General features: G+C 66.3%; 22 protein-coding genes and 1 tRNA gene. 7 read left to right on the top strand and 16 right to left on the bottom strand.

All coding sequences use genetic code 11. The features are described 5' to 3' along the window. Positions 1–22 precede the first annotated feature (22 nt). The 4 genes from D3880_RS20050 to rarD all read right to left on the bottom strand — a co-directional run bounded on the left by D3880_RS20050 (position 23) and on the right by rarD (position 5,269). Positions 23–1,840 carry a molecular chaperone gene (locus tag D3880_RS20050; RefSeq protein WP_119895176.1) on the bottom strand — a complete coding sequence of 606 codons (1,818 nt, stop codon included), beginning with the start codon at positions 1,838–1,840 and terminating at the stop codon, positions 23–25. A 229-nt stretch (positions 1,841–2,069) separates the two neighbouring features. Beyond that, positions 2,070–2,933 carry an archaetidylserine decarboxylase gene (gene asd, locus D3880_RS20045; protein WP_119895175.1) on the bottom strand — a complete coding sequence of 288 codons (864 nt, stop codon included), beginning with the start codon at positions 2,931–2,933 and terminating at the stop codon, positions 2,070–2,072. A gap of 20 nt (positions 2,934–2,953) precedes the next feature. Further along, positions 2,954–3,769, bottom strand: a complete 816-nt coding sequence (gene rhdA, locus D3880_RS20040; protein WP_119895174.1) for a thiosulfate sulfurtransferase — start codon at positions 3,767–3,769, stop codon at positions 2,954–2,956. Positions 3,770–4,384: 615 nt separating this feature from the next. Continuing rightward, a complete protein-coding gene (rarD, locus tag D3880_RS20035) occupies positions 4,385–5,269 on the bottom strand; it encodes an EamA family transporter RarD (protein ID WP_119895173.1) in 885 nt (294 codons plus the stop codon). A 191-nt stretch (positions 5,270–5,460) separates the two neighbouring features. Here rarD and D3880_RS20030 point away from each other — a divergent pair, with 191 nt between their 5' ends. From D3880_RS20030 to D3880_RS20020, 3 genes are all read left to right on the top strand, one after another. Beyond that, positions 5,461–5,619 (top strand): YqaE/Pmp3 family membrane protein, encoded by a 159-nt coding sequence (locus D3880_RS20030; RefSeq protein ID WP_095600415.1) that lies wholly within the window; start codon positions 5,461–5,463, stop codon positions 5,617–5,619. A gap of 12 nt (positions 5,620–5,631) precedes the next feature. After that, positions 5,632–5,850, top strand: coding sequence for a YgdI/YgdR family lipoprotein (locus D3880_RS20025; RefSeq protein ID WP_119895172.1), 219 nt, complete (start codon positions 5,632–5,634; stop codon positions 5,848–5,850). A 71-nt stretch (positions 5,851–5,921) separates the two neighbouring features. Continuing rightward, positions 5,922–5,997, top strand: a tRNA-Thr gene (locus D3880_RS20020). Positions 5,998–6,078: 81 nt separating this feature from the next. Here D3880_RS20020 and D3880_RS20015 read toward each other — a convergent pair. Continuing rightward, a complete protein-coding gene (locus D3880_RS20015; RefSeq protein ID WP_119895171.1) occupies positions 6,079–6,510 on the bottom strand; it encodes a YqaA family protein in 432 nt (143 codons plus the stop codon). Positions 6,511–6,761: 251 nt separating this feature from the next. Between D3880_RS20015 and D3880_RS20010 the strand changes: the two genes are divergently transcribed. Together D3880_RS20010 and D3880_RS20005 are read left to right on the top strand one after the other, a co-directional pair. Next, entirely contained in the window at positions 6,762–7,628 is an 867-nt protein-coding gene (locus D3880_RS20010) for an isocitrate lyase/PEP mutase family protein (RefSeq protein ID WP_119895170.1), read from the top strand. Between the two features lie 76 nt (positions 7,629–7,704). Next, positions 7,705–7,971 (top strand): DksA/TraR family C4-type zinc finger protein, encoded by a 267-nt coding sequence (locus D3880_RS20005; protein ID WP_119895169.1) that lies wholly within the window; start codon positions 7,705–7,707, stop codon positions 7,969–7,971. A gap of 148 nt (positions 7,972–8,119) precedes the next feature. On the opposite strand, the gene D3880_RS20000 is transcribed toward D3880_RS20005, so the two are convergent. Beyond that, complete coding sequence (locus D3880_RS20000; RefSeq protein ID WP_119895168.1) at positions 8,120–9,385, bottom strand: Hsp70 family protein; 1,266 nt, start codon at positions 9,383–9,385, stop codon at positions 8,120–8,122. Positions 9,386–9,613: 228 nt separating this feature from the next. Between D3880_RS20000 and cbpA the strand changes: the two genes are divergently transcribed. Together cbpA and D3880_RS19990 are read left to right on the top strand one after the other, a co-directional pair. Then, positions 9,614–10,573: a curved DNA-binding protein gene (cbpA, locus tag D3880_RS19995; RefSeq protein WP_119895167.1), complete on the top strand. Its 960-nt coding sequence runs from the start codon at positions 9,614–9,616 to the stop codon at positions 10,571–10,573. Further along, complete coding sequence (locus D3880_RS19990) at positions 10,573–10,878, top strand: chaperone modulator CbpM (RefSeq protein ID WP_119895166.1); 306 nt, start codon at positions 10,573–10,575, stop codon at positions 10,876–10,878. The genes cbpA and D3880_RS19990 overlap by 1 nt, the downstream gene beginning before the upstream one ends. A 241-nt stretch (positions 10,879–11,119) precedes the next feature. Here the strand turns inward: D3880_RS19990 and D3880_RS19985 are convergent, their stop codons facing one another. From D3880_RS19985 to urtA, 10 genes are all read right to left on the bottom strand, one after another. Further along, positions 11,120–11,617, bottom strand: a complete 498-nt coding sequence (locus D3880_RS19985; protein ID WP_119895165.1) for an REP-associated tyrosine transposase — start codon at positions 11,615–11,617, stop codon at positions 11,120–11,122. A gap of 218 nt (positions 11,618–11,835) precedes the next feature. Further along, positions 11,836–13,536: an urease subunit alpha gene (gene ureC / locus D3880_RS19980; protein WP_119895164.1), complete on the bottom strand. Its 1,701-nt coding sequence runs from the start codon at positions 13,534–13,536 to the stop codon at positions 11,836–11,838. 225 nt (positions 13,537–13,761) lie between these two features. Further along, entirely contained in the window at positions 13,762–14,067 is a 306-nt protein-coding gene (locus D3880_RS19975) for an urease subunit beta (RefSeq protein ID WP_119895163.1), read from the bottom strand. 10 nt (positions 14,068–14,077) lie between these two features. Continuing rightward, the gene (locus D3880_RS19970; RefSeq protein ID WP_119895162.1) at positions 14,078–14,380 is read right to left on the bottom strand and encodes an urease subunit gamma; all 303 of its coding nucleotides are present in this window, start codon (positions 14,378–14,380) and stop codon (positions 14,078–14,080) included. Positions 14,381–14,510: 130 nt separating this feature from the next. Next, complete coding sequence (locus tag D3880_RS19965) at positions 14,511–15,344, bottom strand: urease accessory protein UreD (RefSeq protein WP_119895161.1); 834 nt, start codon at positions 15,342–15,344, stop codon at positions 14,511–14,513. 252 nt (positions 15,345–15,596) lie between these two features. Beyond that, positions 15,597–16,295 carry an urea ABC transporter ATP-binding subunit UrtE gene (gene urtE, locus D3880_RS19960; RefSeq protein WP_119895160.1) on the bottom strand — a complete coding sequence of 233 codons (699 nt, stop codon included), beginning with the start codon at positions 16,293–16,295 and terminating at the stop codon, positions 15,597–15,599. 296 nt (positions 16,296–16,591) lie between these two features. Further along, positions 16,592–17,452: an urea ABC transporter ATP-binding protein UrtD gene (gene urtD / locus D3880_RS19955; protein WP_119895159.1), complete on the bottom strand. Its 861-nt coding sequence runs from the start codon at positions 17,450–17,452 to the stop codon at positions 16,592–16,594. Then, complete coding sequence (urtC, locus tag D3880_RS19950; protein ID WP_119895158.1) at positions 17,449–18,540, bottom strand: urea ABC transporter permease subunit UrtC; 1,092 nt, start codon at positions 18,538–18,540, stop codon at positions 17,449–17,451. The genes urtD and urtC overlap by 4 nt, the downstream gene beginning before the upstream one ends. Continuing rightward, positions 18,540–20,114, bottom strand: coding sequence for an urea ABC transporter permease subunit UrtB (gene urtB / locus D3880_RS19945; RefSeq protein ID WP_119895157.1), 1,575 nt, complete (start codon positions 20,112–20,114; stop codon positions 18,540–18,542). The genes urtC and urtB overlap by 1 nt, the downstream gene beginning before the upstream one ends. 267 nt (positions 20,115–20,381) lie before the next feature. Continuing rightward, entirely contained in the window at positions 20,382–21,650 is a 1,269-nt protein-coding gene (gene urtA, locus D3880_RS19940; protein ID WP_119895156.1) for an urea ABC transporter substrate-binding protein, read from the bottom strand. Positions 21,651–21,697: the final 47 nt, after the last annotated feature.

Raw genomic sequence — 21,697 nt, 5'->3', positions numbered from 1 at the left:
CAAATGGTAGTGAGCCGGAAATCTACAGTGACTTCCAGAGTGAGTCAAAGTCTTCCTCGCCGCTGTCTTTCGGGCTTTTCGCCGCTGTGACGGGCTTCCCGGGTTCGTTGGGCGTGTGCTCGACGAGGCGGTATTCGAACTGGTTGAAACTGCCGCTGCCGGTCTGCTTGCGGCTGAGTACGGCGCGGCGTTCCTCGCCATTGAGGTTGATCAGCACCTTGTTGCCTTCCTGGAACGGCAGGCGCGGGGTGATCAAGGTCGCCGGGCGGGAGATGGCGCTGATTTCCGGCAGCAGCAAGGCGCGCAGGAACTGACTGTTCTGCTCCGCCTTGCGCAGCAGTTGCAGGCCGCAGGGCTGGGCATGCGGGGCGATCAGTTCGATGCCCATCTGCGTGCCGCCGCCGCGCACCTGGCGAATCCAGCGGACCAGGGCCACGCTCCAGCTCTGCTCCGGGGCATCCTGGATGCCGAGCAGTTCGCCGGCCTGCAGCTGGCTGGGGACTTCCTTGGGCCAGCTCAGGCAATAGCCGCCGGGGCTGTGGTTGACGATGGGCAACTCGTAGGTGGGGTAGTCATCGTTGCTGATATTGGCCAGTTCGGCGCTGCTCTGCTCGGGGCGGCCGTACTGGATTTCCTCGTAGGGCAGGCCCTTCGCCCAATCGTGGTTCGGCTGGGCATCGAAGGCGCTTTTCCAGATGTCGGCGGCTTGCTGTTTGTCGAGCGGCTGGAACATCGTCGATTTGCTTTCTTCCGGGCGCTTGAGCACTTCGTTGAAGGGTTTGCACCCCGCCAGGTAGTAATGCAGGGCGCTCATGCCGATGTTCAGGGTCAGGTGGCCCTGGCCGGGGGTGCGCTGGAAGGTGCGCTCGGCGATATCGCCCCAGGCCGAACTGAGATGCTGGAGCAGATCCAGGCTGAGATTTTCCGGCGCCAACAGACGGGCCTTGGCGCGGTTTTCCTCCGGCAGCAGGAGATATTCCTTGATCGCATCGACCAGCGGCTGCGGATCGATGCCCAGCAGGTTGTGCAGTTCGCCTGCCTGGAACAACGATTTATAGCGCGGCGGGCCATCGACTTGAGCGGCGACGACGAACAGGCTGCCGGCGGCGTCGGCGGCCTGCAGCCGCACCAGGGCGCTCCAGGGCTCGAGCACTTCCGCCAGGCGGGCGATGCTGCTCTGGCGCATCTGGTTACAGCGCGCGCAGCCGAGCAGCAGGGCGACTACGTAGGTCTGCTCCACGCTCAAGCCTTGGGTATGGCGGGCCAGTTTGTCGCGGACCACCACGTTATGCAGTTTGCGCTGGTGGGCGATCTGGTAGAGCTGATGAAGCTCCAGCCACAGGCCTTCCGGCACCGGACAATACAGCTGGCTGGCGCGGATCAACGGACCGCACAGGCTGTGACTGGCGCGCTGCAGGGCGACGGCCAGCAGCTCGGCGCGTTCGCGTTCGCGTGTCGGGCGTGGTGCTTCCTGGGCGATGATCAGCTTGTAGCCGGCCGCCAGGTGGTTTTGCAGGGCCTGGCAGAGGTTGGCGATCTTGCGTGGGCGCTCGTCCAGGACGATGGCCTGGTTGAGGAAATGGCGCTCCAGATGCTGGCAGACGAAATAGACCTCGGCGCGCAATAACTCCAGCAGTTGCAGGCGATTGTCCGCCGGGGTCAGCAGATGGTTGACCTCGATCAGGCATTGGTAGAGCTGGCGCGCGGTTTCGCCGAGGTTGGCCTTGGGCAGGCCGGCGATCCAGCGTTTCAGCTCGCGCGCGTTAGGCTCACAGACGGACAGATTCTGCTTGTTGGGAGTGGGAACGCGTAACAGCAGATGGAGACTCTGTTTATCCATGTAACTCGTTATCCATTGGTCTGGATAATCCAACGACACAGGCACGGGAGTCGTTTGAAAAATCGGTTTTGCGAACGCTAACAGCATCTAGTGGCGATGGCTGCCAACCAATAAACGGGCGGTGAGCAATGGTCACCGGCTTTCAGTATGGCCCAGTGGCGTGGTGTCCGAAAGGCTGGCGGGCCGCGGCGTTGCCCGTCTCCGGGCGGCTGCGGCCGGCTCTGCTGGTTCAGCTGAGCTGGGTGCTGCCCATCCGCTGACCCAGGCGCACTGGGCTGTTGGCGACGAGTTCCTCGGTCCACTGTACCTGGTCCGGGCCGAACAGGACGATGGCGGTGGAGCCCAGCTTGAAGCGCCCGAGTTCCGCGCCCTTGGCCAGTTCGATCGGTGCGCGGGCAGCGGCATCGTAGCGGGTGGTCTTCAGCTCGCGCTTGGGCGGCGTGACCAGCCCGGCCCAGACCGTTTCGATCGAAGCGACGATCATCGCGCCGACCAGCACCACGGCCATCGGCCCGCGCTCGGTGTCGAACAGGCAGACCACCCGCTCGTTGCGGGCGAACAGCTCCGGCACCTTTTCCGCGGTGAGCTGGTTGACCGAGAACAGCCGGCCGGGCACGTAGACCATCTCCTTCAGGGTGCCGGCCAACGGCATGTGCACGCGGTGGTAGTCCTTTGGCGACAGGTAGATGGTGGCGAAGCTGCCGCCCATGAACGGCGCGGCGCGCTCGCTGTCGCCGCCGAGCAGTTCGACGGCGCTGAAGCCGTGGCCCTTGGCCTGGAAGATACGCCCATGCTCGATGCGGCCGAGCTGGCTGATGGCGCCGTCGGCCGGGCAGAGAATGGCGTCGGCGCTGGCATCCAGCGGGCGGGCACCGTCCTTCAGGGCACGGGTGAAGAAGGCGTTGAAGTGTTCGTAGGCGTGCAGGTCCTCGACCGCGGCCTCGCGCATGTCCACTTGATAGCGCTGGGCGAACCAGCCGATCAGGCGGTTCTTGAACCAGGCGGCGCGGCACTCGGCGGCGCAGCCGATCAGGCGCGAGAGCAGGTGGTGTGGCAGCAGGTACTGACTGAGGATGAACAGGCGATCTTTCATGCGGGTTCCTTAGGGGAGTCTTAAAGCTCGACGGGCGTATCGGGGTGGTTGCCCCACTCGGACCACGAGCCGGCGTAGCCTTTGACGCGCGGGTAGCCGAGGGCCTTGGCCACCAGATAGGTGAAGCCGGAGCGGTGATGGGTCTGGCAGTGGGTGATCACTTCCTTGTCCGGGGTGATGCCCAGGCCAGCGAGGATCTCGGCCATGTCGCTGCGGATGCGCAGGGCGCGGCTCGGGTCCATGCCGGCGGTCCACTCGAAATTGACCGCCCCGGGGATGTGCCCGGCCTTGCTCGCCAGCACCTTGGCGCCGCTGTATTCGGCGGGGTTGCGGGCATCCCAGATGGCCAGATCGGTGGCGCCGAGGCGACTCTGCAGGTACTCGCGGGTGGCGATCGGCGCTTCGTGCAGGGTCAGCGGCAGCGGGCCGCCGACCGGCGCCGGCACGTCTTCGCTCAGTTCGCGGCCTTCGGCCAGCCAGGCGTGCAGGCCGCCATTGAGGTAGTGGTAACGGCCATGACCGATCACATCCAGCAGCCAGAGGAAGCGCCCGGCCCAGCCGCCACCTTCGTCGTCGTACAGCACATAGACGGCTTGCGGGTTGTGTCCCAACTCGCCGAACAGTTCCTCCAGCTGCGCCCAGGGTGGCAGCAGGCCGGGTGCCGGCGGCTGGCCGAGCTGGGTGCGTTTGGGATCGACGAAACGGGCGCCGGGGATATGTCCGGCGGCGTAGCGCGCGGCGCTGGTCAGGTCGACCAGGATCAGCTCGGACGCGTCGAGGCGGCTGGCCAGATCGGCCGGCTCGATGACCAGTGGCAAGGTAGAGAAGGCGGACATGGAGGGCCTCCGGAATGGAAAGGGGCGAATTGTAGCGGAAGCCGGCCCGCTTGACCTTAGCCGGCGGGGTGCAATGGGCGGGCGAGAAAACGGTTGCCGCGGGCCTGGCCGGGTTTATCCAGATTTTGCGTGGATAGCGCTGTGGATAACCTGGGGAGCTTCGGCTTGGCGAGCCTGCTACTGCGGCTTGCCCCCGGCTGATTGAAAACTGAGCAGGCCGGTCGTGGCGGCGCTCGGCGGCTGGGCATGCTTGGCCGGATTCGCCCGGTTGGTCGGGTTGTAGGCCTTGCTGGCTGGGGCTTTGGTCGTCCGGGGGCGAATATGCAATGGCGCGCGCGCTGGCGTTTGGCATAACACCGCCATTTGGCGCCGGTGATTTCGCGTCGGCGTCGCCTGGCTTGCGGCTATCCACTAATGCAGTGGATAGAACTGTGGATAAGCTGAGGAACCAGGGCGCCGCGGTTAGTGCCGCGCGGGTTTCCAGCTTCTGACTGAAAACTGAGCAATAACAGAGGCTTGTGCACAAAGTCGGGGGGATGGTCGTGGGGATAAGCATGGGATGCCTGGCGGCAGGCCCGGCCGCCCGGGGTCTGCCGCCAGTTGCGGGTTTTTTGCTCAGTTGCGCCGCAGGGTCAGCCAGGCATCGATGCTGTACACCAGCAGGCCGAGCCAGATGCAGATAAAGGCCAGCAGCTTGCTCGGCTCGAAGTGCTCGCCGAACAGGAACACCGCTTGTAGCAGCACCAGGGTCGGTGCCAGATACTGGAGAAAGCCCAGGGTGGTGTAGGGCAGGTGGCGGGCGGCGGCGTTGAAACACACCAGCGGCACCAGGGTGATCGGTCCGGCGGCAACCAGCCACCAGGCTTGCGAACTGCTCCAGAAACTCGCCTGGCTGCTCATGGCCGCCGGATGCATCAGCAGCCAGCCGACTGCCAGCGGCAGCAGCAGCCAGGTTTCCACCACCAGGCCGGGCAAGGCGGCGACCGGCGCCTGCTTGCGGATCAGGCCATAGAAGCCGAAGGTTAGCGCCAGCACCAGCGACACCCAGGGCAGGCTGCCGACCTGCCAGACCTGCTGCGCCACGCCCAGGGCGGCGAGGCCGACGGCCAGCCATTGCAGACGGCGCAGCCGTTCGCCGAGCAGCAGCAGGCCGAGCAGCACGTTGATCAGCGGATTGATGTAGTAGCCGAGGCTGGCCTCGAGCATGCGCCCGTTGTTCACCGCCCACACGTAGACCAGCCAGTTGCTGGCGATCAGCAGGCCGCTGGCGGCCAGCACGGCGAAGCGCCGGGGATTGTCACGCAGTTCGCGCCACCAGCCCGGGTGCTTCCATACCAGCAGCAAGGCGGCGCCGAACAGCGCCGACCAGAGCGCCCGGTGGACGATGATCTCCAGCGCCGGCACCTGCTGAATGGCCTTGAAATAGAGCGGGAACAAGCCCCAGATGGCGTAAGCGATGAGGCCGAGAAGATACCCGCGACGCAGGTTGGCGGTGGCCATGGAGGTCCTTGTTAGAGCGGCTGACGGTGGGCCGCTGATTCTAGTCGCCGGCGTCGGGAGTTGTCTGGTCGTTCAGCTTTTTTCGCCGGCCGGTCAATACGGAAAGCGTAAGCCTGGCGTTACGCCGCCAATGAACCTTGGCGGCGGCCCTGGGGTCGACTGAGCGTAGGCCTTTATCAAGGAGTTTTCGCATGGACCTGGTCCGCATCCTCATCGCCATTCTCCTGCCCCCGCTCGGGGTGTTCCTCCAGGTTGGCTTCGCCGGCGCCTTCTGGCTGAACATCCTGCTGACCCTGCTCGGTTACATCCCCGGAATCGTTCACGCGGTGTACATCATCGCCAAGCGCTAGGAGGTCGTCGGCATGAAACTTCGTCACAGCCTCGGCATCGCCACCCTGCTGGGCGCCGCACTGCTCGCCGGCTGCGCCACGCAAACCGTGGTGACCCTGCACAACGGCACCCAGTACATCACCCGCGACAAGCCCGCGAGCCTGAGCGGCTATTACGAGTTTGAAGACCTCGCCGGCAACCCGGTGCGCGTGCGCGCCGATGACGTGGCGACGATCGAGGAAGAGGACTGAACGCATATCCGCGTGCGGGGGAGTGCCATTTCGGCTCGGCTTTGTGTAGATTTGCAGCCCAGCAACCCCGCGCCGGATTAGCTCAGCAGGTAGAGCAGCGCACTCGTAACGCGAAGGTCGTAGGTTCGATTCCTATATCCGGCACCAACATCCCGTTTCGCCCTGCCCAAGCAGCCGGCGGAAACCCAAGAAAACCGGCCCGCGTGCCGGTTTTTTCTTGCCCGCCAGTCAGCCCGCCCAGCCCAGCGTCAGGCCGGCCAGCAGCAGATAGCGGGCGCCCTTGGCCAGGCCGACCAGCAGCAGAAAACGCCACAGCGGTTCGCGCATCACCCCCGCCACCAGGGTCAGCGGGTCGCCGACAATCGGCAGCCAGCTCAGCAGCAACGACCAGCAACCGAAACGCCGGTAATGGCGTTGCGCCCGCTGCAACTGCTCGGCGTTCAGCGGGAACCAGCGGCGCGCGCGGAAGCGTTCGAGCGAGCGGCCGAGCAGCCAGTTCACCAGCGAGCCGAGCACGTTGCCCAGCGTCGCCACCGCGATCAGCGCCCAGGGCGCTTGCCGGTCGTCGAGCAGCAGCGCCACCAGCAGCGCTTCCGATTGCAGCGGCAGCAGGGTGGCGGCGCCGAAGGCGCAGAGAAACAGCGATGACAATGCCAGCACAGGAGGGGGCTCGTTTGGGGAGCGGCGATTCTCGGCGGATGTGCTGTGGGCGGCAAGGCTGGTCGCGCGGGTGGCGCGTGTTTAGTAGAGTGTATACTGGCGGCGTGTTTTTTGTGGACAATGGCCCTGAAAGCCAGTTGAAACCCCAGCGTGTTAGTGTCCCTGGTCGCACCACCAGCATCTGATTAACGGCCCAGGCTGCCAGCAGCCTGGGCAGGCCAGCCCCTTTGCCGTCGTTTCTGGAACCCGCCATGTACAGAGTCTCCCCGCAGGAATTGCGCCGTGCCTTTCGCACCCTGCTGAAATTCCCCGCCTGCTACCACACCGCCTCGGTGTTCGATCCGATGTCCGCGCGCATCGCCGCCGACCTCGGCTTCGAGGTCGGCATCCTCGGCGGCTCAGTGGCCTCGCTGCAGGTGCTGGCCGCGCCGGACTTCGCCCTGATCAGCTTGAGCGAGTTCGCCGAGCAGGCCACCCGCATCGGTCGCGTCGCCCGTCTGCCGGTGATCGCCGATGCCGACCACGGCTACGGCAACGCGCTCAACGTGATGCGCACGGTGGTCGAGTTGGAGCGCGCCGGCATCGCCGCCCTGACCATCGAGGACACCCTGCTGCCGGCGCAGTTCGGCCGCAAGTCCACCGACCTGATTCCGCTCGCCGAAGGCGTCGGCAAGATCCGCGCGGCGCTGGAGGCGCGGGTCGATCCCGAGCTGGTGATCATCGCCCGCAGCCATGCCGGCGTGCAGTCCACCGAACAGGTGATCGAACGCGCGGTGGCCTATCAGGAGGCCGGCGCCGACGGCATCTGCCTGGTCGGCGTGCGCGACTTCACCCATCTGGAGCAGATCGCCGAACACCTCAGCGTGCCGTTGATGCTGGTCACCTATGGCAACCCCGAGCTGCGCGACAACCAGCGCCTCGCCGACCTCGGCGTGCGCATCGTGGTCAACGGTCATGCCGCCTACTTCGCGGCGATCAAGGCGACCTACGACTGTCTGCGCGAGCAGCGCCAGCTGGCCGGCAGCATCGGTCTCAGCGCCTCCGAGCTGGCGCACAAGTACACCCAGCCCGAGGACTATCAGGCCTGGGCGCGCGAGTTCATGGACGTGCGCGAGTAGGCGACGGGCGCCCTTGTAAACGCTCGCCAGCGCGCGCATATCTGTTCAACAAATGACCAGTTTTGTGGAGGTCGGCATGGCCGGTGGCTGGACCAGCGATGACAACGTGCAGGAACAGATCGACAACAGCATCGAGGACGCCATCGCCCGCGCGCGCAGCCAGTTGCCGCGCGGCGAGAGTTTGACCCATTGCGAAGAGTGCGGCGCGCCGATCCCCGAGGCGCGGCGCCAGGCGGTACCCGGTGTGCATCTGTGCGTGAGCTGTCAGAGCGAGCACGACAAGGAGCAGAAGGCGGTCAGCGGCTACAACCGCCGTGGCAGCAAGGACAGCCAGTTGCGCTGAGGTCGCGCGGGCCTCGTCGGAGGAGGGGGTGAGCGTAGCGATACCCAGCGCCGCGAGCCGGCTGCGGGTGGCCAAGATGGGTTACGGCGCAGCCGGGCGAGCACCCGACGCTGCCACCGCGCCAGGCGCCTAACCCATCCTACGATTTTCAGCCGTAGCGTTTCTTCGCCTCGATCGCCAGGCCGCTGCCGATGCTGCCGAACAGGTTGCCCTCGACCAGCCGGGCCTTGGGCAGCATCGCCGCGACGCTCTGGCGCAGGGCCGGGATGCCGCTGGAGCCGCCGGTGAAGAACAGCGTGTCGACCCGTTCGGCCTGGATCCCGGCATCGCTCAGCAACTGGCTGACGCCGCCGCGGATGCGCTCGAGCAATTGGCCGATGGCGTCCTCGAACAGCGCCCGGCTCAGCTCGGCGCTCAGCCCCGGCTCGATGCGCTCTAGATCGATGCGCCGGCTGTCGCTCTCGGTCAGCGCGATCTTGCTGTCTTCCACCTGCATCGCCAGCCAGTGCCCGGCGCGCTGTTCGATCAGGCTGAACAGGCGCTCGATACCGGTGCTGTCGACTATGTCGTAGCGCATGTTCTTCAGCGCCAGCTGGGTCTTCTGCGCGTACACCGCGTTGATGCAGTGCCAGGTGGCGAGGTTGAGGTGGTAGCTGGTCGGCATGAAGGCGTCGCTCTTCATCCGGCTGCCATAGCCGAACAGCGGCATCACGCCCTGCAGGCTGAGTTGCTTGTCGAAGTCGGTGCCGCCGATGTGCACGCCGCCGGTGGCGAGGATGTCGCTCTGGCGGTCGGCCAGCTCGCGGCGCTCGGGCGCCAGGCGCACCAGGGAGAAGTCCGAGGTGCCGCCGCCGATGTCGACGATCAGCACCAGCTCCTCGCGTGCGATCTCGCGCTCGTAGTCGAAGGCCGCGGCGATCGGCTCGTACTGGAAGGAGACGTCCTGGAAACCGAGTGTCTTCGCCACCTCGACCAGGGTGTCCTGGGCCACGCGGTCGGCTTCCGGATCGTCGTCGACGAAGAACACCGGACGACCGAGCACCACCTGCTCGAACGAACGGCCGGCGACCGCCTCGGCGCGTTGCTTCAGTTCACCGATGAAGAAACCGAGCAGGCTCTTGAACGGCAGCGCGCTGCCCAGCACCGTGGTTTCGCTCTTCAGCAGGCTGGAGCCCAGCAGGCTCTTGAGCGAGCGCATCAGCCGGCCTTCGTAGCCTTCCAGGTATTCCTGCAGCGCCAGGCGGCCGTACACCGGGCGGCGTTCCTCGGTGTTGAAGAACACCACCGACGGCAGGGTCAGCTTGCCGTCCTCCAGCGCGATCAAGGGCTCGACCTCCGGTCGCCACCAGCCGACGGTGGAGTTGGAGGTGCCGAAGTCGATGCCGAGGGCGTTGGCGGGCTGGGCGTAATTCATGGCGCGGGTGTTCCGGGGAAAAAACGGCCGCGCAGTTTACGCGAGTGAGGGGCGCCGCGCTGCGCCGATGTGCGGCGGGCCGACGTAGGGTGCGGCGGATAACGGCGCCGCTTGCAGGCGGAACGTGCCCGGCGCTCTACAGTGTTAAATCAGGGCGTAGCCGGCTCGCCAGGCAGCACCTCCATTCTGTGCTCGCGGCTGTTGGCGGCCGAAGACTAAGGTGGCTCAATGGATTTCAAGGATTATTACCAGATTCTCGGCGTCGCCGCGGACGCCGACGACAAGGCGATCAAGACCGCCTACCGCAAGCTGGCGCGCAAATTCCATCCCGACGTCAGCCAGGAAAAAGACGCGGAGAGCCAGTTCAAGGCGGTGGCCGAGGCGTATGAGGTGCTGAGCAGCGCCGAGAAGCGTGCCGAGTACGATGAGCTGCGCCAATACGCGCAGCAGGGCCGACCGTTCGAAGCGCCGCCCGGCTGGCAGCCCAGAGGCGCGCAGGGCTTTGCCGACGAGTTTGCCGGCGAGCGGGAGTTCTCCGACTTCTTCGAATCCATCTTCGGCGCCGCCGGGCGTTCGCGCGGGCCGCAGGGCCAGGCCCGCAGCGGTGGGCGGCGCGGCCAGGACGTGGAGATGGAGCTGCCGATCTTTCTCGAGGACACCCTGGCCGAGGAAGCCAAGCAGGTCGCCTACCAGTTGCCGCAGTACGCCGCCGATGGCCGGCCGCTGGCGCCGCTCAGCAAGACCCTGAAGGTGAAGATTCCCGCCGGAGTCAGCGACGGCGAGCGCATCCGCCTCAAGGGCCAGGGCGCGCCGGGCCTGGGCGGCGCCCCGCATGGCGACCTCTACCTGATCATCCGCCTGGTGCCGCATCCGCTGTTCGATGTGGAGGCGCACAACCTGATCATCATCGTGCCGCTGACGCCCTGGGAGGCGGCCCTGGGCAGCAAGATTGCGGTGCCGACCCTGGACGGCCAGATCAACCTGACGGTCCCGGCCAACAGCCAGAGTGGCCAGCGGCTGCGGATCAAGGGCAAGGGGCTGGTCAACAAGCGCGGCGACCGCGGCGATCTGTACGCGCTGTTCAAGATCGTCATGCCGAGCCAGAGCGGCGAGCAGGCCCGGCAACTGTGGGAACAGCTGGCCGAGGAGGCCGCCTTCGATCCACGCGCCGAGTGGAGGAGCCGCTGATGCGCAGCCGCCTGATCATCCAGTTCAACCTGCACGAGTTCTGCCAGTGCGCCGAGCTCTCCACGGAATGCCTGTACGAGATAGTCGAGCACGGCATAGTCGAGCCCAGCGGCAGCCAGCCGGAGGACTGGCTGTTCGACGCGACGGCGCTGGCCATCGCCAAGCGCGCGGCCAGACTGCGGCGGGATCTCGACATCGAATGGGCGGGCATCGCCCTCGCCCTCAATCTGCTCGAGGAGCTGGAGCAGCTGCGGACCGAGAACAGCCGGCTTAGGCAGCGCTTGAGCCGGTTTGAGGTGGAGTAGGTAGGCTGGGCTGGGCTGGGCTGGGCTGAGCGCGGACGCGGAGCGCCCTGGGCATGGTTCAGCGTGGGAACGATCAAGTCCCGTGCGGCAGGCCCGCGGCCTGCATGTTGGGCATCGCTACGCTCAGCGCCAACCTACGTCGAGGTTGTCCTGTTGGATTTGCGGTGCAGGGATGCGGCTCTGGTAGGTTGGTGCTGAGCGCAGCGATGCCCAACAAGGCGACGCCAGTCGCCCTAGGCCCTCAACCTCCAGCCCAATCCGGCGTCACCATCCCCTCGCGCACATAGCGGTGAATCGACGAATACGGCCAATCCACGGCGCGGCTTACGTAGCCATGCTTCAGCGGATTGCCATGGATGTAATCGATATGCCGCGCGAGGTCCTGCTCATCGCGGATCTGGTGCTCCCAATAACGCCGCTGCCAAATGCCGCGCTCGCGCTTGAGCCGGCGTGACAGCGTGACGGTTTCCGAGTGACCGATGGCACGGGAGAAACCGGCCTTGATCAACGACCAGCGCAGCGGGTAATCACAGTCGTTCTCCGGCAATTGCCACAGCGCATGCAGGTGATCCGGCAACACCACCATCGCCGGGATCCCGAATGGATGCAGCGAACGCACATGGCGTATCGACGCACGCAAGGCGTCGATATGGTCGGTCAATAACGTTTGCGAGCGGTCAGCCAGATTGACCGTAAAGAAGAACGTGCCGCCCGGCACAAAAGCGCGTCGATAACGCATAGCCACCATCCTTGGTGCGATTGAAAACGGCTTGGGTGTAAGTCAATGAACAGGGGTGTTGTGGTGATCCCGAGCGGCAGGCCTGCGGCCTGCAAGGCGACGCAGTCGCCCCTCGCTCGTTGTCCACCTAGCGAATTTTGCCCTGTCCCCCAGTCTCGTTCAGGCGCTTATCGGGCTCTCAAACACGACCCTCGTCCGGTAAGCGGGCGAGGAGGGTCTCAGAACAGAAAATACCGCTGCGCCAGCGGCAGCACCTCGGCCGGTTCGCACCAGAGCAGTTGGCCGTCGGCCTTGACCTGGTAGGTCTGCGGGTCGACCTCGATGTCCGGGGTGCAGTCGTTGTGGATCAGGTCGGCCTTCTGCACCGCGCGGCAGCCCTTGACCACGGCGATGTGCTTCTGCAGGCCGAGCTGGGCGGGAATTCCGGCGTCGAAGGCCGCCTGGCTGATGAAGGTCAGGCTGGTGGCGTGGCGGCTGCCGGCGTAGCTGGCGAACATCGGTCGGTAGTGCACCGGCTGCGGGGTGGGGATCGAGGCGTTGGCGTCGCCCATCAGGCTGGCGGCGATGGCGCCGCCCTTGAGGATCAGCGTCGGTTTGACCCCGAAGAACGCCGGGCGCCAGAGCACCAGGTCGGCCCATTTGCCGGCTTCGATGGAGCCGACTTCGTGGCTGATGCCGTGGGTGATCGCCGGGTTGATGGTGTACTTGGCGATGTAGCGCTTGATGCGGAAGTTGTCGTTGCCCGCGCCGTCGCCGGGCAGGGCGCCGCGCTGCAGCTTCATCTTGTCGGCGGTCTGCCAGGTGCGGGTGATCACCTCGCCGACGCGGCCCATGGCCTGGCTGTCCGAGCTGATCATCGAGAACGCGCCGAGGTCGTGGAGGATGTCCTCGGCGGCGATGGTCTCGCGGCGGATGCGGCTTTCGGCGAAGGCCACGTCCTCGGCGATGCTCGGGTCGAGGTGGTGGCAGACCATCAGCATGTCCAGGTGTTCGTCGATGGTGTTGCGGGTGAACGGTCGGGTCGGGTTGGTCGAGCTGGGTAGCACGTTGGGCAGGCCGCAGGCCTTGATGATGTCCGGCGCGTGGCCGCCGCCGGCGCCTTCGGTGTGGTAGGTGTGGATGGTGCGGCCCTTGAAGGCGGCGAGGGTGGTCTCGACGAAGCCGGATTCGTTGAGGGTGTCGGTGTGGATCGCCACCTGCACGTCGTACTGGTCGGCCACGCTCAGGCAGTTGTCGATCGCCGCCGGGGTGGTGCCCCAGTCCTCGTGCAGCTTGAGGCCGATGGCGCCGGCCTTGACCTGCTCGATCAGCGGTTCGGGCAGCGAGGCGTTGCCCTTGCCGGTGAAACCGATGTTCATCGGGAAGGCGTCGGCGGCCTGGAGCATGCGCGCCAGGTGCCAGGGCCCGGAGGTGCAGGTGGTGGCGTTGGTGCCGGTGGCCGGCCCGGTGCCGCCGCCGATCATGGTGGTCACCCCGCTCATCAGCGCCTCTTCGATCTGCTGCGGGCAGATGAAGTGGATGTGCGTGTCGATGCCGCCGGCGGTAAGGAGCATGCCCTCGCCGGCGATCACCTCGGTGCTGGCGCCGATGGCGATGGTCACGTCGGGCTGGATGTCCGGGTTGCCGGCCTTGCCGATCGCGGCGATGCGCCCGTCTTTCAAGCCGACGTCGGCCTTGACGATGCCCCAGTGGTCGATGATCAGCGCGTTGGTGATCAGCGTGTCGACCACATCAAAGGCGAGCAGCTGGCCCTGGCCCATGCCGTCGCGGATCACCTTGCCGCCGCCGAACTTCACTTCCTCGCCGTAGGTGGTGAAGTCTTTCTCCACCTCGAGCCACAGGTTGGTATCGGCCAGGCGTACCTTGTCGCCGACGGTGGGGCCGAACATGTCGGCGTAGGCTTGTCTGCTGATCTTCATCCCGGTCCTCGGATTCAGGTCGTAGGATGGGTTGAGCCGTGAGGCGATACCCATCGGGAAATGTCGATGGGTATCGCTGCGCTCAACCCATCCTACGTGTTCAATCTGTGCGCGCTTCGGGGCTCGTAGGGTGGACAACGCGAAGCTTGTCCACCGGCGATCTTGTGGTGGAAGGCCACCCCGTGGAAAAGCCTTCGGCGTTTTCCACCCTACGTAAGCGCTGAGTTAGAGCTCGCCCATTACCCGCCCGGCGAAGCCGAACACCCGGCGCAGGCCGGCCAGTTCGACCAGCTCGACCTCGCGGCTCTGCCCCGGCTCGAAGCGCACCGCGGTGCCGGCCGGGATGTTCAGGCGCATGCCGCGCGCACTCGGTCGATCGAAGCTCAGCGCGTCGTTGGTCTCGAAGAAGTGGTAGTGCGAGCCGACCTGGATCGGCCGGTCGCCGCGGTTGGCCACGCTCAGCGTCAGGGTGCGGCGGCCGGCGTTGAGCTCGATCTCGCCGTCCTGGATCTGGTATTCGCCGGGGATCATGTGCGGCTCCTCAGACAATCGGTTGATGCACGGTCACCAGCTTGGTGCCGTCGGGAAAGGTGGCTTCGATCTGGATCTCCGGGATCATCTCCGGCACGCCTTCCATCACCTGTTCGCGGGTCAGCAGGGTGGTGCCGACGTGCATCAGCTCGGCGACCGTCCGGCCGTCGCGCGCGCCTTCGAGCAGGGCCGCGGAAATCAGCGCCATGGCTTCCGGGTAGTTGAGCTTGAGGCCGCGGGCCAGGCGCCGCTCGGCGACCAGGCCGGCGGTGAAGATCAGCAGCTTGTCTTTCTCTCTGGGCGTCAAGTCCATAAACGGCTCCCTCGTAGGGTGGACAACGGCGAAGCCTTGTCCACCGGCATTGCTCGGTTTTAGTTGGTAGGGTGGATGGCGCTTTCACATCCACCGGCTGGTGGTGGAAAACGCTTCGCAGTTTTCCACCCTACGTGTTCCAGATTCTTGGCGGCACGGCCTCGCGGCCGAGCAGCGCCGGGCGCAGCAGGCGCCACAGCGCGATCAGCCAGGCGCGGGCGTGCAGCGCTTCGCTGGCCAGGCAGCGTGCAACCAGCAGGCCGGGCAACTGGGTGAGATCGCCGCGTACCGGGGTGACCAGTTCGCGGCAGCGTTCGAGCAGATCGGCGTGGATCTCGCCGCTGACCAGCAGCGTGGCGAACACCGGCTGACCGGCGAGGCCGATCGGCGAGTCGAGCAGACCGTCGCCGCCGACGATGCGCTGGCGTTCGTGCCAGAGCAGCTGACCGTCGCGGCGGATGTCCAGGCGGGACTGAAAATGGCCGCTGGCGAAGCGCTCGCCGGCCGCCGGGCGGCCGAGGGCGGCGATATCCCAGTAGAACAGCCGGGCGTCGCCTTCGAGCTCGATGCGGGTGTGCAGCTCGGCCTGGGCGGCGGAATAGACGATGGTTTCCTGCGGCAGCCACTCCAGGGTGGCGCCGCCGGCGACGCGCAGGTCGAGGGTCTGATAGGCCGGGCCAGCGGCGCGGTACCACTTGGCGGCGCCGGGGCTGGTCAGCTGCGCCCAGGCGTCACGTTCGACACGCGCGGCGATGGCCAGGCGGTCGCCACCGGCGATGCCGCCGGGCGGGTGCACGATGATGTGCTGGCAGACCTGCGGTCCCTCGGGGTAGAGGTGCTTTTGCACCCTTAACGGGCCGAGGTGGCGGCGCTGCACCGGGCGGGTGCAGTCGTCGCGCCGGGCATAGGCCAGTTCCAGTTCGGCGTGCCAGCTCGGCGTGAATAGGGCGGCGGGGAGGTTCATGGCAGGCGCGGAAGTCCGGGCGAAAAGTTGACCATCTGGCCAAGCAAGAGGCGTGCCTCGAACCAAAGCGGTGCGTAGGGCGTGCACCCTGCGATGGTAGGTCAGGCAACGAGTGTGAGGTGGTCCCCGGCGTGTCCCGCGATGGGTATCGCGGCGCTGCCGCTCAACCCATCCTACGCAAGTGGTGTTGGAGCCGAGGGGGCGTCGTGCGCACCGGGCGGCCGGCGCGGAAGGGTGGATGGCGCACCCGGCCTAAATCGCCACCAGCCCGCGCACGCCCTCGGCCTCCATGTCCGCACCACGGCCCTGCTGGACGATTTCGCCGCGCGCCATCACCAGGTACTGGTCGGCCAGCTCGGCGGCGAAGTCGTAGAACTGCTCGACCAGCAGGATGGCCATGTCGCCGCGCTCGGCGAGCTTCTTGATCACCGCGCCGATCTCCTTGATCACCGAGGGCTGGATGCCTTCGGTGGGCTCGTCGAGGATCAGCAGGCGCGGCTGGCTGGCCAGCGCGCGGCCGATCGCCAGCTGTTGCTGCTGGCCGCCGGAGAGGTCGCCGCCACGCCGCGCCTTCATCTGCTCCAGCACCGGGAACAGCTCGTAGATGAACGCCGGCACGCTCTTGGCCTCCTTGGCGCCGAAGCGCGACAGGCCCATCAGCAGGTTTTCCTCGACGCTCAGGCGCGGAAGGATCTCGCGACCCTGCGGCACGTAGGCGATGCCGGCGTGCACGCGCTGGTGCGGCTTGTAGGCGGTGATGGCCTTGCCTTCCCAGGCGACCTGGCCTTCCTTGCTCGGGATCAGGCCCATCAGGCATTTCAGCAGGGTGGTCTTGCCCACGCCGTTGCGCCCGAGCAGGCAGGTGACTTCGCCGATCTTCACGTCGAACGACAGGCCGCGGAGGATGTGGCTGCCGCCGTAGTACTGGTGGAGTTTGTCGACTTGCAGCATGGGGATGTCCTTGTCGTCTTGTCGGTGGACAAGCCTGCGGCGTTGTCCACCCTAAGGATGTCTGGGCCCGGTGTAGGGTGGATGGCCGCAGCCATCCACACGGGCGGTGTCAGGGGTGGATGAGCTGCGCGTCATCCACCCTACAAATCTGCCCTCTCCCCCGGCCCCTCTCCCGCACGCGGGAGAGGGGAGACAAGCGGTGCGGAGTCTCGGTAAAGACAGCGCTCAACCGAAAAAAAACTCACGACCAGCCCCCTCTCCCATTTATGGGAGAGGGTTGGGGAGAGGGCGCTTTTTCAACGACCGAGGTACACCTCGATCACCCGCTCGTTGCCCTGCACCTCTTCCAGCGAGCCTTCGGCCAGCACGCTGCCCTGGTGCAGCACGGTGACGTGGTCGGCGATGCTGCCGACGAAGCCCATGTCGTGTTCCACCACCATCAGCGAATGCTGGCCGGCGAGCGACCTGAACAGCTCGGCGGTGAACTCGGTCTCGGCGTCGGTCATGCCCGCCACCGGCTCGTCGAGCAGCAGCAGTTGCGGGTCCTGCATCAGCAGCATGCCGATCTCGAGGGACTGCTTCTGGCCGTGGGAGAGCAGGCCGGCGCTGCGATGGCGGGCGTTCTCCAGGCGGATGGTGGCGAGCACCTCCTCGATGCGGTCCTTCTGTTGTCCGCTGAGCCGGGCGCGCAGGCTGGCCCACACCGACTTGTCGGTCTTCTGCGCCAGTTCGAGGTTCTCGAACACGCTGAGTGCCTCGAACACCGTGGGCTTCTGGAACTTGCGGCCGATGCCGGCCTGGGCGATCTCGACCTCGCTCAGCTGGGTGAGGTCGAGGGTTTCACCGAACCAGGCCTGGCCGCTGCCCGGGCGGGTCTTGCCGGTTATCACGTCCATCAGCGTGGTCTTGCCGGCGCCGTTGGGGCCGATGATGCAGCGCAACTCGCCGACGCCGATATACAGGTTCAGCGCGTTGAGCGCCTTGAAGCCGTCGAAGCTGACGCTGATATCTTCCAGCGTAAGAATGGTGCCGTGGCGCACGTCTAGGCCCGGCTCGACGCGGCTGCCGAGGCCCAGCGCGTCGCGGCCGGTGCCGGCGTCGCGATTCGGGTTGTAGGCCGGTTCGAGTATGAATTCCGGGGTGGCGGTGACTCTCATTGCGGACTCCCCCTCTTGAGCAGGCCGATCACGCCCTTGGGCAGGAACAGGGTGACGACGATGAACAGCGCGCCGAGGGCGAACAGCCAGTACTCGGGGAAGGCCACGGTGAACCAGCTCTTCATGCCGTTGACCAGGCCGGCGCCGAGCAGCGGGCCGATCAGCGTGCCGCGCCCGCCGAGGGCGACCCACACGGCGGCCTCGATGGAGTTGGTCGGCGACATCTCGCTGGGGTTGATGATGCCCACCTGCGGCACGTACAGCGCGCCGGCCAGACCGCACAACACGGCACTCAATACCCAGATAAACAGCTTGTAGCCGCGTGGGTCGTAGCCGCAGAACATCAGGCGGTTCTCGGCGTCGCGCAGCGCGGTGAGCACGCGGCCGAACTTGCTGCGCGCCAGTCGCCAGCCGAGCAGCAGGCTGCCGACCAGCAGCGCCACGGTGCACAGGAACAGCGCGGCGCGGGTGCCCGGCGCGGTGATCTCGAAGCCGAGGATGCTGCGGAAGTTGGTGAAGCCGTTGTTGCCGCCGAAGCCGGTCTCGTTGCGGAAGAACAGCAGCATGCCGGCGAAGGTCAGCGCCTGGGTCATGATCGAGAAGTACACGCCCTTGATCCGCGAGCGGAAGGCGAAGAAGCCGAACACCAGGGCCAGCAGTCCCGGCGCCAGCACCACCAGGGCCAGGCACCAGAGGAAGCTCGAGGTGCCGTACCAGTACCAGGGCAGCTCGGTCCAGGCGAGGAAGCTCATGAACGCGGGCAAACCGTCGCCGGCCGACTGGCGCATCAGGTACATGCCCATGGCGTAGCCGCCGAGGGCGAAGAACAGCCCGTGGCCGAGCGACAGCAGCCCGGCGTAGCCCCAGACCAGGTCCAGCGCCAACGCGACTATGGCGTAGCAGAGGATCTTGCCGACCAGGGTCAGGGTGTAGGCAGAGATGTGCAGCGTGTGGTCCGCCGACAGCAGGTGCAGCAGCGGCAGGGCGATGAGCACGGCGAGCACCAGCGCGCCGACGGCCAGGCTCAGCTGCGGGCCGAGTTTGGTGCTGGCGCGGGCCAGCAACGTTTGATTGAGGGGCATGGTCATCAGTCAATCACCCTGCCTTTCAAGGCGAAGAGGCCCTGCGGGCGTTTCTGGATAAACAGGATGATCAGCGCGAGGATGAGGATCTTGCCCAGCACGGCGCCGATCTGCGGTTCGAGGATCTTGTTGGTTATCCCTAAGCCGAAGGCCGCCAGCACGCTGCCGGCCAGTTGGCCGACACCGCCGAGCACCACCACCAGGAACGAGTCGATGATGTAGCTCTGGCCGAGGTCCGGGCCGACGTTGCCGATCTGCGACAGCGCCACGCCGCCGAGCCCGGCGATGCCCGAGCCGAGGCCGAAGGCGAGCATGTCCACGCGCCCGGTCGGCACGCCGCAGCAGGCGGCCATGTTGCGGTTCTGGGTGACGGCGCGGACGTTGAGGCCGAGGCGGGTCTTGTTCAGCAACAACCAGGTCAAGGCCACGACAAACAGCGCGAAGCCGATGATCACGATGCGGTTGTAGGGCAGCACCAGATTGGGCAGCACCTGTACGCCGCCGGACAGCCAGCCGGGGTTGGCCACTTCGACGTTCTGCGCGCCGAACAGCACACGCACCAGTTGGATCAGCATCAGGCTGATGCCCCAGGTGGCCAGCAGGGTTTCCAGCGGGCGACCGTAGAGGTGGCGGATCACCGTGCGCTCCAGGGCCATGCCGATCGCCGCGGTGACGAAGAACGCCACCGGCAGCGCGGCCAGCGGATACAGCGCCAGGTACTCGGGGGCCAGGCGCTGGAACCCCAGCTGCACCAGGTAGGTGGCGTAGGCGCCGAGCATCAGCATCTCGCCGTGGGCCATGTTGATCACCCCGAGCAGGCCGAAGGTGATCGCCAGGCCGAGGGCAGCGAGCAGCAGGATCGAACCGAGGCTCATGCCGCTGAACGCCTGGCCGAGCAGCTCGCCCATCAACAGGCGGCGCTTGACCTGTGCCAGGCTAGTCTCGGCGGCGGTGCGTACCGTGGCGTCGGCTTCCGCGTCGTCGGCCAGCAGGCTTTCCAGGCGGGTGCGTGCCAGCGGGTCGCCGGTCGCGCCGAGCAGGCGCACGGCATTCAGGCGGACGGCCGGGTCGGGATCGACCAGTCGCAGGTTGGCCAGCGCTAGCGATAGCGCGTCGCGCACCGCCTCATCGGTTTCGCTGGCGACGTGGGCATTGAGCAGGGCGAGCTGCGCGGGCTTGGCGCTCTTCTGCAATTGCTGGGCGGCGCTCAGGCGCACGGCCGGGTCGTCGGCGAGCAACTGATGGCTGGCCAAAACGGTGGCCAGTAGGCCGCGCAGGCGGTTGTTCAGGCGCAGCTGCTTCGGCGTGCCGCTGGGCTGAGCTTCGCCTTCGGCGGCGCGGTAGTGGCCGGCGTCCTCGATGAACGCGGCCTTGGCGCGGTCGGCGGCCAGGCGGCCTTGTTGCAGTGTGTCGAGCAGCGGCAGGCGCGCCGGCTCGGGCGCGGCGGCCCAGCTTTCCAGCAGCTTGGCCTGCTGGCTCGGGTTGGCGGCGACGAAGTCGCTGGCATCGCCGGCCTGGATGGTCATCGGCACGCACAGCAGTGCCAGTGACAACAGAAAGGGGTAAAGGGCAGTGGGCATCAGTGGCAGTCCTTGGGCGTGGCCCGGACGAAGTCCGGGGCGGCCTGTTCCCGGAGGGCGTCCGGGTTGCGTTTGCTGCCCTCTCCCCTACGCGGGCCGCCCCTGCCCCTCTCCCGTGAACGGGCGAGGGGAGGTAAGCGGTTCGGCGTTGCTGAAGAGTCTCAGGCATTGCCGAGTCAGCGCCGTAGCCCGGATGCAATCCGGGGATTGGTTTATCCCGGATTGCATCCGGGCTACGGTTCTAGGGAGAGGGCAGACGTTTCCCGCTTAGTTCGACTTCACCGCGTAATCCGGCTTCTTGTCGTTACCCGGAATGAACGGGCTCCACGGCTGGGCGCGGATCGGCCCTTCGGTCTGCCAGACGACGGAGAACTGCCCGTCGGCCTGCACTTCGCCGATCATCACCGGCTTGTGCAGGTGGTGGTTGGTCTTGTCCATGGTCAGGGTGTAACCGGATGGCGCGGCGAAAGTCTGCCCGGCGAGCGCTTCGCGGACCTTGGCGGCGTCGGTGGACTTGGCCTTCTCGACCGCCTGCGCCCACATGTGGATGCCGACGTAGGTGGCTTCCATCGGGTCGTTGGTCACGGCGGTCTGGTAGTTGGGCAGGTTCTTGGCCTTGGCGTAGGCCTTCCACTGCTCGACGAACTTGGTATTGACCGGGTTATCCACCGACTCGAAGTAGTTCCAGGCGGCGAGCTGGCCGACCAGCGGCTTGGTGTCGATGCCGCGCAGTTCTTCTTCGCCGACCGAGAAGGCCACCACCGGGATGTCGGTGGCGTCGATGCCCTGGTTGGCCAGTTCCTTGTAGAACGGCACGTTGGAGTCGCCATTGACGGTGGAGATCACCGCAGTCTTGCCGCCGGCGGAGAACTTCTTGATGTTGGCGACGATGGTTTGATAGTCGCTGTGGCCGAACGGGGTGTAGACCTCTTCGATGTCCTTGTCGGCGACGCCCTTGCTGTGCAGGAAGTTGCGCAGGATCTTGTTGGTGGTGCGCGGATAGACGTAGTCGGTGCCGAGCAGGAAGTAGCGCTTGGCGCCACCGCCGTCCTCGCTCATCAGATACTCGACGGCCGGGATGGCCTGCTGGTTCGGCGCCGCGCCGGTGTAGAAGACGTTCGGCGACATTTCCTCGCCTTCGTACTGCACCGGGTAGAACAGCAGGCCGTTGAGTTCCTCGAACACCGGTAGCACGGATTTGCGCGACACGCTGGTCCAGCAGCCGAACACCACGTCGACCTTGTCCTGGGTCAGCAACTGGCGCGCCTTCTCGGCGAACAGCGGCCAGTTGGACGCCGGGTCGACCACCACCGGCTCGAGCATCTGGCCGTTGACCCCGCCCTTGGCGTTGATCTCGTCGATGGTCATCAGCGCCATGTCTTTCAGCGAGGTCTCGGAAATCGCCATGGTGCCGGACAGCGAATGCAGGATGCCGACCTTGATCGTTTCGGCGGCCTGCAGACTGAACGGAAACAGGCCGCTGAGCAGCAAGGCGCTGGCGGCGAGAGTGGACTTCAGAAAGGGACGACGTTTCATGGGGCTGGCTCCTGGGCTGTCCATGCACAACGGTAGGGTGGGACCTG

Source organism: Pseudomonas cavernae, assembly GCF_003595175.1.
Classification (GTDB): domain Bacteria; phylum Pseudomonadota; class Gammaproteobacteria; order Pseudomonadales; family Pseudomonadaceae; genus Aquipseudomonas; species Aquipseudomonas cavernae.
The sequence above is the reverse complement of the archived record's forward strand: the minus strand, read 5'-3'. Positions and strand labels throughout refer to the sequence as shown.

Excerpts from the sequence above, each read along its gene's own strand:
- D3880_RS20050 (WP_119895176.1), bottom strand. The coding sequence starts at position 1,840 with ATGGATAAACAGAGTCTCCATCTGCTGTTACGCGTTCCCACTCCCAAC.
- asd (WP_119895175.1), bottom strand. The coding sequence starts at position 2,933 with ATGAAAGATCGCCTGTTCATCCTCAGTCAGTACCTGCTGCCACACCAC.
- rhdA (WP_119895174.1), bottom strand. The coding sequence starts at position 3,769 with ATGTCCGCCTTCTCTACCTTGCCACTGGTCATCGAGCCGGCCGATCTG.
- rarD (WP_119895173.1), bottom strand. The coding sequence starts at position 5,269 with ATGGCCACCGCCAACCTGCGTCGCGGGTATCTTCTCGGCCTCATCGCT.
- D3880_RS20030 (WP_095600415.1), top strand. The coding sequence starts at position 5,461 with ATGGACCTGGTCCGCATCCTCATCGCCATTCTCCTGCCCCCGCTCGGG.
- D3880_RS20025 (WP_119895172.1), top strand. The coding sequence starts at position 5,632 with ATGAAACTTCGTCACAGCCTCGGCATCGCCACCCTGCTGGGCGCCGCA.
- D3880_RS20010 (WP_119895170.1), top strand. The coding sequence starts at position 6,762 with ATGTACAGAGTCTCCCCGCAGGAATTGCGCCGTGCCTTTCGCACCCTG.
- D3880_RS20005 (WP_119895169.1), top strand. The coding sequence starts at position 7,705 with ATGGCCGGTGGCTGGACCAGCGATGACAACGTGCAGGAACAGATCGAC.
- D3880_RS20000 (WP_119895168.1), bottom strand. The coding sequence starts at position 9,385 with ATGAATTACGCCCAGCCCGCCAACGCCCTCGGCATCGACTTCGGCACC.
- cbpA (WP_119895167.1), top strand. The coding sequence starts at position 9,614 with ATGGATTTCAAGGATTATTACCAGATTCTCGGCGTCGCCGCGGACGCC.
- D3880_RS19990 (WP_119895166.1), top strand. The coding sequence starts at position 10,573 with ATGCGCAGCCGCCTGATCATCCAGTTCAACCTGCACGAGTTCTGCCAG.
- D3880_RS19985 (WP_119895165.1), bottom strand. The coding sequence starts at position 11,617 with ATGCGTTATCGACGCGCTTTTGTGCCGGGCGGCACGTTCTTCTTTACG.
- ureC (WP_119895164.1), bottom strand. The coding sequence starts at position 13,536 with ATGAAGATCAGCAGACAAGCCTACGCCGACATGTTCGGCCCCACCGTC.
- D3880_RS19975 (WP_119895163.1), bottom strand. The coding sequence starts at position 14,067 with ATGATCCCCGGCGAATACCAGATCCAGGACGGCGAGATCGAGCTCAAC.
- D3880_RS19970 (WP_119895162.1), bottom strand. The coding sequence starts at position 14,380 with ATGGACTTGACGCCCAGAGAGAAAGACAAGCTGCTGATCTTCACCGCC.
- D3880_RS19965 (WP_119895161.1), bottom strand. The coding sequence starts at position 15,344 with ATGAACCTCCCCGCCGCCCTATTCACGCCGAGCTGGCACGCCGAACTG.
- urtE (WP_119895160.1), bottom strand. The coding sequence starts at position 16,295 with ATGCTGCAAGTCGACAAACTCCACCAGTACTACGGCGGCAGCCACATC.
- urtD (WP_119895159.1), bottom strand. The coding sequence starts at position 17,452 with ATGAGAGTCACCGCCACCCCGGAATTCATACTCGAACCGGCCTACAAC.
- urtC (WP_119895158.1), bottom strand. The coding sequence starts at position 18,540 with ATGACCATGCCCCTCAATCAAACGTTGCTGGCCCGCGCCAGCACCAAA.
- urtB (WP_119895157.1), bottom strand. The coding sequence starts at position 20,114 with ATGCCCACTGCCCTTTACCCCTTTCTGTTGTCACTGGCACTGCTGTGC.
- urtA (WP_119895156.1), bottom strand. The coding sequence starts at position 21,650 with ATGAAACGTCGTCCCTTTCTGAAGTCCACTCTCGCCGCCAGCGCCTTG.